The sequence below is a fragment of the Epilithonimonas tenax DSM 16811 genome (assembly GCF_000428485.1).
Lineage (GTDB): Bacteria > Bacteroidota > Bacteroidia > Flavobacteriales > Weeksellaceae > Epilithonimonas > Epilithonimonas tenax.
This window is the reverse complement of the sequence record NZ_AUAA01000053.1, coordinates 1-17,289: the sequence shown is the minus strand read 5'-3', so window position 1 is coordinate 17,289 and position 17,289 is coordinate 1. Positions and strand designations below refer to the sequence as shown.

The 17,289-nt window shown below is 35.5% G+C and carries 10 protein-coding genes and 1 pseudogene; all 11 read right to left on the bottom strand.

What is annotated here, in order from left to right:
• Positions 1 to 213, bottom strand: a pseudogene (locus tag F564_RS0115835) (IS982 family transposase); the annotation flags it as partial.
• Positions 214 to 1,011: 798 nt separating this feature from the next.
• Positions 1,012 to 1,803 (bottom strand): phosphatase PAP2 family protein, encoded by a 792-nt coding sequence (locus F564_RS0115825; protein ID WP_028123478.1) that lies wholly within the window; start codon positions 1,801 to 1,803, stop codon positions 1,012 to 1,014.
• Between the two features lie 187 nt (positions 1,804 to 1,990).
• Positions 1,991 to 4,039: a heavy metal translocating P-type ATPase gene (locus tag F564_RS0115820; protein ID WP_028123477.1), complete on the bottom strand. Its 2,049-nt coding sequence runs from the start codon at positions 4,037 to 4,039 to the stop codon at positions 1,991 to 1,993.
• A 34-nt stretch (positions 4,040 to 4,073) separates the two neighbouring features.
• Positions 4,074 to 4,526, bottom strand: a complete 453-nt coding sequence (locus tag F564_RS0115815; RefSeq protein ID WP_028123476.1) for an MgtC/SapB family protein — start codon at positions 4,524 to 4,526, stop codon at positions 4,074 to 4,076.
• A gap of 11 nt (positions 4,527 to 4,537) precedes the next feature.
• A complete protein-coding gene (locus F564_RS0115810; protein ID WP_228373919.1) occupies positions 4,538 to 6,241 on the bottom strand; it encodes an LTA synthase family protein in 1,704 nt (567 codons plus the stop codon).
• Between the two features lie 402 nt (positions 6,242 to 6,643).
• Positions 6,644 to 7,540, bottom strand: a complete 897-nt coding sequence (locus F564_RS0115805) for a cation diffusion facilitator family transporter (RefSeq protein WP_028123474.1) — start codon at positions 7,538 to 7,540, stop codon at positions 6,644 to 6,646.
• Positions 7,541 to 7,566: 26 nt separating this feature from the next.
• On the bottom strand, positions 7,567 to 8,445 hold the full coding sequence (locus tag F564_RS0115800) for a bestrophin family protein (protein WP_028123473.1): 879 nt from the start codon (positions 8,443 to 8,445) through the stop codon (positions 7,567 to 7,569).
• Positions 8,446 to 8,570: 125 nt separating this feature from the next.
• On the bottom strand, positions 8,571 to 9,845 hold the full coding sequence (locus F564_RS0115795; RefSeq protein WP_028123472.1) for an efflux RND transporter periplasmic adaptor subunit: 1,275 nt from the start codon (positions 9,843 to 9,845) through the stop codon (positions 8,571 to 8,573).
• 1 nt (position 9,846) lies between these two features.
• Positions 9,847 to 14,211, bottom strand: a complete 4,365-nt coding sequence (locus tag F564_RS0115790) for a CusA/CzcA family heavy metal efflux RND transporter (RefSeq protein ID WP_028123471.1) — start codon at positions 14,209 to 14,211, stop codon at positions 9,847 to 9,849.
• Positions 14,212 to 14,370: 159 nt separating this feature from the next.
• Positions 14,371 to 14,700 carry a DUF6660 family protein gene (locus tag F564_RS21165; RefSeq protein ID WP_051259706.1) on the bottom strand — a complete coding sequence of 110 codons (330 nt, stop codon included), beginning with the start codon at positions 14,698 to 14,700 and terminating at the stop codon, positions 14,371 to 14,373.
• 438 nt (positions 14,701 to 15,138) lie between these two features.
• Entirely contained in the window at positions 15,139 to 16,917 is a 1,779-nt protein-coding gene (locus tag F564_RS0115780) for an endonuclease (RefSeq protein ID WP_028123470.1), read from the bottom strand.
• Positions 16,918 to 17,289 lie beyond the last annotated feature (372 nt).

Below are 17,289 nucleotides of genomic sequence, written 5' to 3'. Positions count from 1 at the left end.
TCTCTCAATCATTCCCTTTAGTTTTGAATTAGAGAGGTATCTAAACAACTGATATTCTGAATCTATCGATAAATATTCCGCAGAAATATTTATTGCAATGAGCTCTAAATCAGATAATTTTGGTTTAATTGGTTTGAAATAAAAATTTTCTTTGATGGTTAATTTTCTTAATTCCTTTAAAATAAAATCGTAAATTGCATCTAGGTTATTCATAACGTATTAGATTGATAGTCAATACAATATACGAAATTTTCGTATTATGAGTAACCTTTTTTATAATGCACTACGGGTTAATATAATATTACTTTAATTGTTATTGTATAATTTCAAAATATAAACTATTCTGCAACCTTTTTTCAAAAACATATAAAAGCCAAGCCCGGCAATGTTTTTGAAATGGGGTTGCTCCAAATTTCGCAAAAATGCATTTCCGACCACAGGGAGGAATTGCATTTTTGCCGCCCAATTTTCACCAATCATTCACTTTTTAAAACTTAAACAAAGCAACCTGCAAAGTCAATTGACCTTGCAGGTTACTAAAAATTATAATCAAAGTTATATACTCACTTCCTCCAGAACTCTCCAAAACATTTCACGGTCTCTTATTTCTTCTTCGGATTCTTAAAAGAAAACACAATTCCCCCTATCTTCTTATCAAAACGAATATAACCCTGATAAGTCTTGCCTTTTCTGCTCTCCTAAATAATATTAAATGTCCTTTTAAATACGTGATATATTAAAATTTTACTCTAAAAAAATATTATATTTATCTGTCCATAATTGGCTATTGATCCTTTTAGTAAATAGATTGATTTATTTTTTACTGTGATGATGAATGGAATTATGAAGTTTAGTGGGATGCAGATACCTGTGAACTCCATAAATTATCATAGAGAGAAACATAATAACTAAAACTATCAAACAGAATATATCTTCCCAAGAAAGTCTGTGTTTCCCCCTCCTTATTACTCTTCTATTGAATCTTCTTCTAAATCCCATTATAATGACATTTTAAAAAATGACCTGATAATTAAGTCCAAAACTTTTCTGCTGGTAACTCTGTTGGAAGTAAGGAGAAATCATAGATAATGTTTTTTCATTTTCACTTTTAAACAAAGTTTTGATCTTAGGATATAACCAATATGCTATTTCGGTGGAAAGAATTCCGATACCGGCACCAGACAGTACATCCGTAGCCCAATGCTTATTATTTATTATTCTATACACACTAGTAAAAATGGCAAACGGATATCCTGAGAGACTGATCCAATAATTGCTGTCCCTATATTCCCTGAACATAAACTGTGCATTTGAAAATGCGATCGCTGCATGACCTGAAGGAAATGACATATGATTTGACTGATCAGGCCTCTCCCTTCCTATCAATGATTTAGAAGGAATAACTATTGCTAAAGAAATAGCTTGCAATGTTGCAAAAATAATCGTGCGATCTTTAAAATTATTTTTACCTTGAACACCCGCTAAGTTTAATCCATAAACGATCGCAACAGGTACAAATAAAGTATAGTTGTCTAATGTTGAATTATTTAATCTGTGATCGCTTACTTCCCTTCTTAAATTATAATCAAATTTTTTGATTTCAGGAATTGCAAAACCAATTGCACCTGCAGATATTAAGCTAACCGGAACAATAAGTTTTTTATAATCTAAGCTATAACCTCTTTTCATTAAAGACTCCTTTTGAGAAGCTATTTGCAAAGACAAAATATCCTGAGCATGAATACTTACAGAAAATTTGAGTAAAATGATCAGTATTGTAGTTTTTTTTACAGAAGTCCACATAAAAATAATATTTCTAAGTTTTTAATGTCGTATCAAATACTAATAGTTTCCAACTTTATATCATACCATTTGATGTAAGTTACCTGTTCCCATAAAGTATGGGAACTCAATCTATTGATATGACTTGAGAAAAATCTTTCTTAGAAATGTAATATTCTAACGAGACAGAACACTACATTTTGCTCTTTTAAAATTTCATTCTTTGAATTCTAACTGCATTCAGTATTGCTATCAAAGCAACTCCCACATCAGCGAATACTGCTTCCCACATCGTAGCAAGGCCACCAGCTCCGAGTACAAGTACGATAGCTTTTACGACAAAGGCAAGAATGATATTCTGCCACACAATTCTTTTGGTCTTCTTCCCAATATTGATTGCCATAGGTATTTTTGATGGTTTATCGTCCTGGATCACAACATCGGCAGTTTCGATGGTTGCATCGCTACCAAGTCCACCCATTGCTATTCCAACATCACTTAATGCTACAACAGGCGCATCATTTACGCCGTCACCAACAAAAGCTACACTTTCATTTCTAGCTTTGATTTCTTTTACCTTGTTGACCTTATCCTCCGGAAGCAGGTCTCCAAAAGCATTGTCAATACCAATTTGTTCTGCCACATACTTTACAACAGTTGTTTTATCACCGCTTAACATAGTCGCTTTTACATTCAAACTATGAAGTTTTTCAACTGCTTGTTTTGCATCGTCCTTGATTCGGTCGGCAATGGTAATGAAACCTGCAAATTTCCCATCATAAGCAATTGCTATGACCGTGTATACAATTTTGGAAGGATCTACATCATAACTGATATTGAATTTATCCAGTAGTTTAAAATTACCAACCAGGATTTCTTTTCCATTAGCTCTAGCTTTAAGACCATGCCCTGCAATTTCTTCAGTATCCTCTAAATTGATTGAATTGTTGATTTCTCCTACAAACTCATGAACAGCAGTAGCAACAGGATGGGTACTTTTACTTTCAACAACATTGACCAATTGGAGAATCTCATCCTTATCAAATTCCTCTTCAATGGTAACGTCCTGAACTTTGAAAACACCCTCCGTCATAGTTCCGGTTTTATCCATTACCACATTCTGAATCTCAGCGATTTTATCCAAAAAGTTGCTTCCTTTAAATAGAATACCGTTGCGGCTCGCGGCTCCGATACCTCCAAAATAGCCAAGCGGAATAGAGATCACCAATGCACACGGACAAGAGATCACTAAGAATATCAATGCTCTGTACAACCAATCTCTGAAAACATAATCATCAACAAAGAAATAAGGTACAATGCAAATCAAAACAGCTAACGCTACTACGATCGGTGTATATATTCTCGCAAATTTTCTGATAAAAAGTTCAGTTGGAGCTTTTTGAGCTGTTGCATTCTGTACAAGTTCGAGGATCTTGCTGAGTTTGCTGTCCTCATAAGCCGTATTAACCTTAACCAAAGCTACACTGTTCATATTGATCATTCCGGCTAAAACTGTTTCCCCTTTATTTTTAGAATCAGGTTTGCTCTCTCCAGTTAATGCTGCGGTATTGAAAGACGCAGAATCGGAGATCAGTTCTCCATCCAATGCCAGTTTTTCACCTGATTTTAGCTGAATAGTATCCCCGATTTTTGCTTCGGCAGCTTTGATTTTTTTAGGCTGATTATTTTCAATAATCGTTACCTCATCAGGACGTTGATCTAAAAGAGCCTTAATATTGGTCTTAGCTCTCGACACAGCCAGAGTCTGAAAAACCTCTCCTACTGCATAGAACAACATAACCGCTACTCCTTCAGGAAATTCTCCGATAATGAATGCTCCAATTGTTGCAATGCTCATAAGGAAAAATTCTGAAAACACGTCACCTTGTTTGATACTCTCAAAAGCCTCTTTTAAAACAGGTAGACCTACCGGTAGATAAGCAACACCGTACCAGACAATTCGTACCCAGTCTTTAAACCATTCCGGTTTGATGTAATTGTCCAGTGCAATGCCAATTAATAAAAGTACCAATGAAATAATCGCAGGCAAGAACATCTGAAAAGCCGTTTTATCAGTTTCTCCATGATCATGTCCATCATCATCTGAATGTTGATGCTCTTCCTTTTTTTTCTTTGGAATGCGGTCTCCGTCTTCTTCAACTAATTTTTTTGCTCCGGCATTTTTATAGATTTTGCCTTCTTGCGGAGTACAGCACAATTGCTTACCATTCTCGTCGTAGGTGTGTTTATGTTCCATAATAATATTTATTTAATGATTGTAAGGTTACGTGTTATATATCTTTATCGGGTTGGCTTCCTAATTTTATAATTTTTTTGTACCAGCCAAATTTGTTAATACTTAAGATAAACAAGGTTAGAACGGTTGCTAAAAATGATAACAGAAACATATTCAGCGCAAGTGCAGATCCTATTGCCGATGCAGCCCATAAAGCTGTGGATGTTGTAAGCCCCTGCATACTTTTGGAACTATCTTTAAATGCCAGTCCTGCTCCGATAAATCCTAAACCGGCAGGTATCGCAGCCAACATTCTTGCTATTGCAGATTTGTCATCTGTTAAATGAGAGGCAACCGCCACAAATAGACAAGAAGCCATACACAGAACGCCAAAAGTACGAACTCCGGCATCTTTGTGAGCCGTTTCCCTTTCGAAACCTATTAATGCACCAAAAAAAAGTGCTAATAATAATTTTCCGGCAAGTAAAAGTTCAAATTTTATATCCATTTTACATCACGTTATCTAGTTGTGGTTATATTTACCTTTTTTATCTGCTTCTGTTTTAATCCGTCATTCTTGAAAAGATAGTAGGCTGACTGATAATTTGCTATTGCTTTTTTCACATACTGCTCAGATAGCATCTCTGGATTTTGTTTATTATTCTCCTTATCATACAAATACGTCTCTGTTTTTTGCTGCGGACCTAGAATAACCAATTTGTTGTTTTCCATATATCCGAGTTTCTGATAGGTACTTACAAATATTCTTGGAGTATAAGTTTCGCTTAAAACATTTTTACCATAAAGATTACTCTCATACGTCCATCCTAAAAGTGAGAAAAGTGTTGGATACAGGTCGATCTGAGAGCACATTTTTTCAATTCTGAATGGTTTCTTGTTGTTCAAGTTGACAATCATTGCTGGGATATGATATTTTGCAACATCGATGTCGTTTTTGCCGGCACTACTCGCACAGTGATCAGCAACAATGATCACAATCGTATTTTTGTACCAGGGTTTATTCTTTATCTTTTTAAAAAACTGCCCGATCGCATAATCCGTGTATTTCACGGCTCCTTCTCTTCCCGACCCTGAAGGTATATCAATTTTACCCTCAGGATATGTATAAGGTCGATGATTGGAAGTGTTCATTACAAAATCATAGAACGGTTTGCCTACTGCAAATTTTTTATCCGCCTGCTTGATCACCTGATCATAAAGATTTTCATCACTAATACCCCAGGCATTTTCAAAAGTAACCTCCTTGTCTTCTATTGGTATTCTTGGAGACTGATAATCTTCCCCTACAAAAGAATTTCTTTTCCGGTCTACAATTGTGTATCCATTATTACCGAAATAATTATTCATATTATCAAAATAACCATCACCACCATATAAGAAAGAAGTATCATATCCCTTTTGACTGAAGATCGATCCTACAGTGCTCAGATTATCATTTTCTTTCCTGCGGACAATACTATTCCCCGGTGTAGGCGGAACGGCAAGTGAAAGTGCCTCCATTCCTCGCACGGTTCTTGTTCCGGTAGCATACATATTGGTAAATAAAATGCTTTGATTCGCCAATGAGTCCAACGTAGGTGTCAGATTCTGATTGTTGCCAAATGTTTTCATAAAGTCTGCACTGAAACTTTCCAATGTGATCATAATAACATTGGGCTTCTCATAGGAGTCAGCTCCCTTAATGTTACGTAAGATTGAGAAATCATTTGATAAGTAATCTGAGTTAGATTCCTGGAGATCAGTTCTCACAATATTAAACGCCACCCTATTATCGATGAGTTTATAGAAGTGTTCATAATTGATCTCGTTATTTTTATATGCAGAAAAAAAAGAATAGATTCCTGATTTTGACAGCTCATTCCGATACCTGTTTTCGCTATTCTCTGCTAAACTGTTGTCAATAAAAAATGCATAAATGACTGAAATGAAAAGCAATCCGAAAAAGATAAAGAATCTTTGTAAAAAAGGTGTACTGCCCTTAAAATTATCTGTGAAGTAATGCCTTTTATAGAAAAGTAAAAACACCAAAGAAGTCATTATTAACATGGCTGTAATGAGCAATGGCAAAGGATATGATTCATTAATATTATTGATTACTTCATAGGTATAAACCAGATAATCAACTGCAATAAAATTAAACCGGCTTTCAAATTCCTGCCAGAATGTTACTTCAGCAAAAAATGAAAACAACAATATAAGCACAGCTACATTAAAGCAAAAAAAAGTCATAGCTCTATTGAAAAGCGAATTATTATATTTCTGAGGAAATAAAAGCAGGTACAGACTGTACGGTAGCACAAAAAACACCCCTACCCCTATATCAAATAAAAATCCCAGAGCAAATACATTCAGCAATGAAAGAAAACTAATCTCTGCCTTTTGAAGGCTGGCAATAGAAAATCCTATCCTGAGGACAAAGGAAAAAATTATATATAATAAGAAAAAATTAATGAGCAGGCTATAACTGCTTCGCTTAATTTTAATTAGTTTCATAAACAAGTTTTATAAGTGATTACATCATTAATTCTTTAGAAATCAATTTTATTTGATATAGAAATAATCATTTAGATTTCATTTCATTTTCAATCTATTCTGATCATTCATCTACAAGTGTATTTCAGTTTCATCATAACCTTCATATTCGATTTGAAAAGTGGTATGGGTTATTTTAAAATCTGTCGTTGCTTTATCTATTAATATTTGCAGGAGTTCATTGCGATTTTTGTTATCATCTGCAATCACATGTGCGCTCATGGCATTAACGCCTGATGTAAGCGACCAGACATGTAGATCGTGGATTTCCTTGATTCCCGAAAGTTCTTCCAGTGAAGATCGAAGCTTGCTGATATCTACATCTTTAGGTGTACCTTCCAGTAAGACATTAACCGCTTCCATAAGCAACTTTAAGGTTCTGGGAATAATCAATAGACCTATAGCCGCAGAAATGATCGGATCTGCATAATACCACTGTGTTGTCAGCATGATCACGCCCGCGATCATTACTCCTACCGATGTCAGCATATCCGACAAAACTTCAAAATAAGCACCTTTCATATTAAGACTTGCGTTGGAATCCTTTCTGATAATAAGGATACCGATGATATTCACCACAAGTCCAATTCCTGCAACAATCATCATGGAGCCACTTTGTACTTCAGGAGGATTTTTAAATCTCTGAAATGCCTCGTATAAAACAAATAATGAAATACCCAACAGAACAACAGCATTGATGACAGCAGCCAAAATTTCTGTTCGATAATACCCAAATGTCTTTTTAGGACTTGCCTTTCTTTCACCAATTTTGATGGCAATAAATGCTAAGAGTAAACCGACAACATCTGTCAGCATATGCGCGGCATCTGCTAGTAATGCAAGACTTTTTGTTGCAATTCCTCCAATGACTTCAGCAATAAGATAAGTACCACTTAGTGCTAGGACGATGAGTAAATTTTTCTTATGTCTGCTTGATGCAGATCCAGTCTGTTTATTTGTGTCGCTCATAATTTTATGTATTTACTAGATTGACTCTACATTTCGAAGTAAGTATTATTTTCTTTTTTAACAGGAATATCATTTTCTTTGATCATCTGTAAAATATTGATTTCTATAGTTTGTGCAATAGATGTCATTGGCGTATCCACAGGAGTATTCTCGAAAGGATCCTGCATGATGATTGCTGTTTTCTCAATGGCTATAAATAGCAGAGGAATAGTGATCGTTGTAATAATTTCCAAGGTGAGCTGGGAATCTTCCAATCCGAAAGGGAGTATAAAAGCAAAAACATATATAAGAGTATGCAGTAAAATACTATAGGCACGTGGAAATACCGTATTTTTCAATCTTTCACATTTTCCCATATTGTCACACAGCCTCATGAGAACTTCGTTAAGCTGAACCTCCTTGAAATCTGATACCAATCCTTTTTCGGCTATTTGTCTTAAGTGATAAGAATGTTCATCCAAAATTGCATTGGGTATATTAACAGCGTTAATCTGATGCATATTCAAATACTCCCCTACTTTACCGGAAAAAGGCTGTTTTCTTAATGCTTCGCCTAACGCATAGACCCATACGATTTGTCTTTCTGCAAATATTTTAACGTCCGCACTATCCTGAGGAATGAACTGAATAATTAATCGGATAAGAGACCTGGAATCATTAACAATAGCACCCCAAACGGTTCTTGCTTCCCACCATCTCTCGTATGACTGCGCCGTCCTAAATGCAAGTAGCAGTGATACAGCAGTTCCTAAAATTGCGGGAATGCTTAATGGAATTGATATTTTTTTGAAAATAGGATGCAGATCCAACAAACCTATACCTACAGCAAGTATAACAATCAGTAATATTTGGCTTTTAATTTGATCAATAAAATACCAGATTGAAATTTTCTTGTTTAGTAACATAACTTTTGTTTATAGATTTGATATAACATTATGATACGTAGTTCACGATTTAATTCGATTCGTAGCATAATGTTATTTTTTATTACAGCTGAAACTTTTATATAAAGGCTTTCGTAATAATAAATCTAATCTTCATGCCCTCCTGAATTAGATAATTTAGCATTGACGAAGAATGCACCTTTTACCACAATGTTTGTATCAGGTGCAATTTTGGTCACTGGAGTGATTGCAGTATAACCTAGATCTGAAGAACCTTTAACAATTTCTATTTTCTCAAAATTCAATGTTTTTCCTTGATTCTTGGTATGCGCTGCCTCTTTTGTACCTTCCTCTTTCTCACCCCCTTCTTCCTCTTCAGCATGTTCTTCAGGCTTTTTAGAAGTCTGTATGAAAACATAGAATTTACCGTCAGCTTCCACGATTGCTTCATCAGGAACGGCAGCGGTGCTTGAGTTTCCAAGGCTTACCATTCCGGTAACATTCATCCCATCGATCAACCCCACTTTATTTCCTGTAACACTCGCATGTACAGAGATCGTTTTACTCTCATTTTCGAATGACGACCCGATACTAAATACGGTAGCGTTATACAAAGTTTCCGGATTATTGGTCAGCTTAAACTGTACAGTTTGTCCAACTTTCATTTTAGGTAGATCCTTTTCAAAAACCTGAAGATCTAAATGGATAGAACTATTATCAATAATATCAAGAACTGGTGATGCCACATCAACATAACTTCCAATCTGCGCATTGATACTGCTTACGGTTCCACTGATCGGTGAAGTTATAACCAACCCAGATCGTAGATTACCATTGCTTACTTTACCCGGGCTGATCCCCATAAGCTGGAGCTGTCTCTGTAGTGATGATCTTTGGGTTCTTAAACTTTTTAATTCAGCATCAGAGCTTTGCAGATTCTTTTTTGCTCCGGCATCATTATCAAATAGTTCACGTTGCCTTCTATATTCTTGTTCAGCAAACGCGATCCTGCTGTTCACTGTAAGATATTGCTCCTGAAGCTGAATATACTCGGGATTATTGATTGATGCAATTACCTGCCCTTTCCTCACATGATCTCCTATCTGTACATTTAATGTCTTAATCACCCCACCATACAGAGAGGTAACGGTAGCTTTTCTATTGTTGGGAACACTCAATACACCATTGGCTTTAACAAGTGAGGTCAGATCTTTCATCTCAATTTTACCTAAGGAGATTCCGACTGCTTTCATTTGTTCTTCTGTTAATGCCGCGATCGTTTGCGGTGCCTCTTCATGAGCCTCCTCTACCTGTTCGGTTTTTGCTTTTACTTCCGTTTCCTCAGAGGCTTCTTTTTTTCCACAGCTTAAGACTAAAAAAGAAATTAACAGCGTAGATACTATATTATATTTAATTTTCATTTTATTTGTTTATGATAGAATTAATGGTAATAACAGATTGATTAACCTGTTGAATCGATTCGAGATACTTTAATTGAATATTGGTAGAAGTCTGAAGCGCAAAAAGATATTCAACGTAGGAAATTTCTCCTGTTTTATACCCCAATTGTCCGGCTTTAGCTATTTTCTCAGCATTGGGTATAGCCTGATTAATATAATAATTATATTGCTCTACATCCTGCTGATATTGATTCAAAGCGTTTTCCAGTTGCGCTTCCAGCTGTTTTTGCTGTAATTTTGCATTAGATTCCGCTACTTGCTTTTGGAACTCCCAAGATTGCATTCTCGCTTTTGTAGCACCGAAAGTCAGGGGAATCGTAACGCCAATAGTTGCTGCGTGAAATCTATTTCCCGCATTAAAATTCCGATCCATACCATTGATCGTCTGGGTACCGATTAAAGACTGATTGGTGTAACCTATACTGAAATCAGGTAGGCCCAGAGACCTTTCAACGTTTTTATTTTTTTCTGCTATGGTCATCTCCTGATAGTAAGACCTTACTGTTGGATGATTCGCTATTGACGCGCTGTCAAATACATAATTAGCTTTCAGGGGCTCATAATTTGTGTTATAAGGAACCGAGATGTCTCCCGAAGTATTCAATAAGGTTTTTAAGTTTTTGTATGCATTATTCAAATAAACTTCATTTTGCTTCAACAACAAATTGATCTCCCCTTTCTGAGTTTCTGCAGTATTGATCTCTATCTTTTTAATATCTCCTGATTTAAATCTGACCGTAGCAATTCTTATAAAATCCTGATATAAACTATCCAGATTTTTTAATTTTGACTGGTTAAATTGCAGATATTCGATCTGATAGTAATAGGTCCTAACCTGTCTTGCAAGTTCGTTGACCGAAATCTCCTTATTGATCTGCTTTCCTTTGATCTGTTCAGCGATAAGTTCTCTTCTTGCTTTAAACAATGTTGGAAACGGAATACTTTGAGATATAGAAAAAGATTGATCGAATTTTTTACTGTTGTATTGGCCTAACTGAGCATCTAAACTCATTTTTGGAAGTTCTTTAGCAGTAGGTTTCAGTGCCTCTGTTACTTTAATATCCAAATCTTTCGACCGCATTAAATTATTGTTGGTCAATGCGATGCTCGTAGCTTCCTCAACTGTAACAGGGGTACCTTGTTGTGCGTTAAAGGTCTGTCCAATGAATAAAAAACCTAAAACTAAAACCGCTGTCAGTGGCTTATTACCTGAAGGCTTTTTGATTTTTAGTTTAGTACTGAAGATAATGTATAACATCGGTAAAACAAAAAGAGTCAAGAAAGTTGCTGTAACCAGTCCCCCGATTACAACGGTCGCCAAAGGTTTCTGAACTTCTGCCCCGGCTCCGGTTGAAATTGCCATAGGTAAAAATCCTAATGATGCGACTGTGGCTGTCATTAAAACAGGTCTCAGACGAGTTTTAGTTCCTTCCATCACACGTTTTAAAATATTGGTTTCACCTTCCTTCTCTAACTCGTTAAATGTTCCGATCAACACAATACCATTAAGTACCGCTACACCAAATAATGCAATAAACCCAATTCCCGCGCTGATACTAAAAGGCATACCGCGAAGCATTAACGCGAATATACCGCCGATAGCACTCATTGGAATTGCCGTAAAGATCAAGGCAGCCTGCTTTAGCGAACCAAAAGTAAAATATAACAGCATAAAGATCAAAAATAATGATACAGGTACAGCAATGGTCAGTCGTTTACTGGCAGCTTTAAGATTCTCAAATTGTCCGCCATATGTATAATAATATCCTGATGGTAATTTTTCTTTATTAAGCTTCTGCTGGATTTCTTCTACTACACTTTCTACATCTCGGCCTTTTACGTTAAAACCAATGACGATTCTCCTTTTACCTGCCTCACGACTAATCTGTGCGGGGCCAAGTTTATAATTGATATTGGACACCTGTGAAAGCGGGATCTGTATTCCTGTCTTCGTAGACACCATCAGATTGTTGACATCATCAATACTGGTTCTATGTAAACTATCCAAACGAACCACCAGATCAAACCTTCTTTCATTCTCAAATACCTGACCTGCAGCCTGACCTGCAAAAGCAGTACTTACAGCAGTATTTACGTCTTTAATATTCAGCCCGTAATTAGCCATTCTTGTGCGGTCATATTCAACATTAATTTGCGGAAGACCACTAACACGTTCGATCTGTGGAGCACTCGCACCATTAACAGACTGAATAATTTTTGCTGTTTTATCCGCATATATCGCTAAAGAATCTAAATTTTCACCGAAAATTTTAACCGCTACATCTTGTCTGATTCCTGTCATCAACTCATTGAAACGCATCTGGATCGGTTGATTTTTTTCGAAAAATACCCCGGGAATAGCTTCAAGCTTTTCAGAGATCTCATCTGCTAATTCATCATATGATTTTTTTGTTTTCCATTCACTTTGCGGTTTTAAGATCACCATCATATCAGTAGCTTCAGGAGGCATTGGATCAGTAGGCACTTCAGCAGCACCGGTCTTCCCTACAACCATTTTAACTTCGTCAAACTGCTTGATCAGCCTGGAGGCCTGCATAGAGGTTTCAATACTCTGACTTAATGAACTTCCCTGTGGAAGAATACAGTGAAAAGCAAAATCACCTTCTTGGAGTTGAGGGATAAACTCGCCCCCCATTCTTCCAAATATAAATAATGAAACTGCAAATAATGCAACAGTAACACTTACTAACCAATATTTTACTTTTAAAGCTTTCTCTAGTAGAGGTTGATAGATTTTTTGGAGTCGGTTCATCATTTTATCTGAGAAATTTTCTTTATGCGAGATTTTCTTCGATAAAAAAAGTGCACTCATCATTGGAATATAGGTCAATGATAATATCAATGCACCAAAGATTGCAAAACCTACAGTTTTAGCCATCGGAGTAAACATCTTACCCTCAACACCTACTAACGTTAAAATAGGAATGTAGACAATCAAAATAATAATCTCCCCAAATGCTGCGCTGCTTCTGATTTTAGAAGCTGAAAGAAATACCTCTTCATCCATCTCAGACTGGGTAAGAAGACGTGTTGTTTTCCGCAATCCTAAGTGATGAAGAGTCGCTTCAACAATAATAACAGCTCCGTCGACAATTAATCCAAAATCAATCGCCCCTAAACTCATTAAGTTGGCACTTACTCCGAAAACGTTCATCATTCCCAAAGCAAAGAGTAAGGACAACGGAATGGCAGATGCCACAATAAGACCGGCTCGTAAATTACCGAGAAATACTACCAGCACAAAAATCACTATCAACGCTCCTTCGATAAGATTTTTCTCGACAGTATCAATAGCTCTGCCAACTAGATTAGTTCTGTCTAAATAAGGCTCAATAATCACATCAGTAGGTAAAGATTTTTGAATAGTTGGTATTTTTTCTTTGATTAATTGCACTACCTCATTACTATTAGCACCTTTAAGCATCATCACCACTCCACCTACAGCATCCACCTCACCATTAAATGTCATGGCACCATATCGAACCGCACTTCCCAAACGAACCTCAGCAACATCTTTAATGAATATAGGCACACTCCCTGTTTCATTTTTAACTACAACATTCCCAACATCTTCAAGAGAGGTCACAAGTCCAATTCCACGGATAAAATAAGCATTAGGCTTTTTGTCAATGTAGGCTCCGCCTGTGTTCTGATTATTTTTTTCAAGAGCTGCAAAAATATCAGAAATACTAACTCCCATCGCTCGTAGACGATCAGGGTTAACAGCGACCTCATATTGTTTTAGCTGTCCTCCGAAGCTGTTAATCTCTGCAACTCCGGGAGTACCATTAAGCTGTCTTCTAACGATCCAATCCTGCATTGTACGCAGTTCTTTGGAATCGTACTTTTTTTCACTGCCTTTTTTTGGATGCAGGATGTATTGATATACCTCACCAAGTCCTGTACTTACCGGAGCTAACTCTGGTGTGCCAATTCCTATTGGAATTTCTTCAGCCGCCTGTTTCAGTTTTTCACTGATCAACTGACGGGCAAAATAAACATCGACCTCTTCTTTAAATACAACAGTTATTACAGACAAACCAAATCGTGAAATACTTCGGGTCTCCTCAATATCAGGAACATTGGCAATGCTCTGCTCTATAGGGAATGTTACCAGCTGTTCAACTTCCTGACCGGCCAATGTAGGACATACAGTAATTATTTGAACCTGATTGTTGGTGATGTCAGGTGTGGCATCGATCGGAAGTTTGGTTGCACTCCAAACTCCCCAAATAATCAACAACAAGGTCATTATCCCAATGACAATCTTGTTCTTGATGCTAAATCTTATGATTTTATCTAACATTAGAATATAATTTTTATTGAATGTCACGACTACTTTTTGGAACAACTATTTGTTCTAAAATTCTAGTGACAAAAATGAATAAGAATACAATGCATTACTATTGCAATGTTTCCATAACAGTTTGGACGAAAGACAATTCTTCCGTCAGATCAATAAAAATTATATTTTAGGGGGTTGCCATATCTGATCGTACACCAAATATGCAAAGTCATTCTTTTTAAAAAGAATTTTTTTAGAATAGTACTCTTTTATTTGCTTACGATATTCTAAAACAGGTTTTATTTTAATGGAAGTAACGCTGATTCTGCAGCAGTTACAATAACAAAAAGGAGAACAAGAATCTGTTTTTGAATGAGCATCGTTTTGCTCAGATTTTGTGTAGGAATATGATATATTTTCTGTTTTTGACTGCGCCTTTGCACCATCCATGCATGGCATTAATGACAATGCCATGAAATAGACTGTAAAAAGCAATCTTAGAAAATTCATGTTACAAAGATAAATAATTTACTTTAACAAATGTATTAATAAGGAATAATAATATTGGAGTTTTAGTTAAAAGATTACTAAAATTTTAAAAAACATTAGAATCGCAAGTTGACATAACATTTAAGATTGGGTTTATTTAAAATTTAAAGCTGAATGATACATACAAAGCTTTTTTTCTTTATCGAAACACAAATTAATAAGATCTGATAAATGCAGCGAAAATATTAAACCAACAACTTTTTTTAACACTTAAAATTTACTTTACATAATTTTAAGACATTTTGATCTGGGTTATTTAAAATCATGTTGATATTAGTTTTTAAGGATAACAATATATAATTTAAGACATGCTAACAGGCCAATATTGAATCTCTACAAGTGAACTATAATTGACAAAGACCGAATAAAATCGGTCTTTGTCATAAAGTAGTGAAGTTATTAATCTACAATAAATTTTGAATAATTACCATCTAATATCAACATATAAGTGCCTTTTGCAAAACCTGTGATGTCAATTTTGTTAGACGATTTAAATGGGTTAAGAATATTTAAAATTAGTTTACCTGAAAAATCATAAATCTTTGCATTTGTAAATTTCTTAAGATTTTCACCTCTTATAAATAATTCTTGATTCTTAGCTGGATTTGGATAAATAGTAAATATATTAGTTTTTGAAGATTCTTCAGCTGACAATGCTGCACAAGTCCAAGAAAGGTCATCAATTGCTACCCTATTCCCAGAAATAGGATTAATTAATTTGATAACAACACTTCCTAAAATATTAATGTTGTTAATTGTTGTTGTAGCCACTGTACTACTGTAAGGAATTGTCCCGATCAACACTCCGTTTATTTCTACATTTAGGTTATTTGCTGTTCCTGAATATTTTAATTGTGTCTTTACCGTAAGGCTTTGAATTCCTCCAGAAACTGCAGAACTTGTTAAACTGCCATCCTTAACGGTTATTGCCTTACCTGTAATCGTTTCGTCAATTCGAGCGTCGGTCGCAGTCCACATGATATTATTACTTGTCCATGTTTGTGTGGAGTATGTGGAAGTACTTGTAGATGGAATATTTGAAAAATCTTCGGTTCCACAAGTTACTGTTCCTCCAGTTGATCCTTCTAATGTTGTTCCTGTAGCTACATTACTTTGAGTTGAAAGATTACCGGCAGCATCTTTAGCAATAATATAGAAATTGTAAGTTGTTGCTGGATTTAAGTTTTGTATAGTAGTGTTAATTCCTGAAACAGTAGCTTTTAAGACTCCATTTACGTAGACATCATATCCGGTAACACTAATATTATCAGTAGATGCAGTCCAACCCAATGCTATCGTGTTAGCAGTTGGATTACTTGCCACCAAATTTAGAGGAGCTGAAGGTGCTTGGGTATCTATAGTCGTTGATCCCCAAACTAAGTTTACAAAACCGGGATTGTCAATGTATGGATTTCTATTGCCCTGATAAACATAGGATGCGTTGTTTCTTGCAATCTCAAATGATGAGACTGGATCTAAGGTATTCCACGATAGTAACTGATTTAGTTCCCAAACCTGAAGACCTGGATATGCAGAGTTTCCCAAAATATTCCCACTGGAGAATCCTGCAATTTGTGTTTCATATCTGGTCACAAAGTAAAAAATCATTCTCGCAACATCGCCCTTAAATTCATCTATAGGTTCAAAAACAGTTCCTGAATATCCTGATGAAACAGAACTTCCTAACTTAGATCCGTTTAAAGAGGTAAATGAGGCAGTGCCAACCTTTCCAAAAGGATAATTTGATCTCATCCCATTGACCTTGCCGTCTGTAGGTGTTACAAAATGTATATCAGATCTCATCGGTAAATTTTGATTGAAAAGGCTTTGCGGTATAATGTGCTCTCTATTATAACAATCTCCTTCATTTGAATAGGATCCACAAGTATTAGTTCCGTGATTAAAGTTATAAGGATCTGAACCGGTAGGATTTTCCGAATACATATCTAAAACTGTTCCGTCGTTTTCATAAAAATAATCTTTATCTGAACTTTGAAAACCATTTAATAATGAATTGTATCCTTTATCGATATGACCATTGGTTATAATTGATTTTAATTGACTTTTAAGTGCTGCCCCGGTAAGGCCCGTGGCACTGCTGTAATAATTTGGTGGTAACTGAGCAAAAATTGAAGAAAATGTGAAGCTCAAAAAGAAAGCGAAAATTGATTTTTTCATTTTAATGTAGTGTATAAATAATGAATGAGTTAATAATTATAAAATGGAGTTTTTAGTTAAATGTTTTCCTTAACAATTTGCATATTAATTTCTTTGGAGTGATTCAATACTTTTTGTCCATATTCTGTATGGTACTGATGATTTTTTAAAAACTCATAGTTCTGCACTTGCCATTCTTTATCACTTAGAGAAAAACCCTGATGAAGTTCAAGCTCTCTTCTCAATAATTCTTCGTAAATATGATAATTGGATATGCAAATAAAAATTCCAGTATAAGTTAAGCTACATTTTGATAAATTTTGTTTTGATTATTAAACTCTTCAATAGTTTTGTATTTCAGTGTACTGTGACGTCTTTTTTTATTGTACCAAA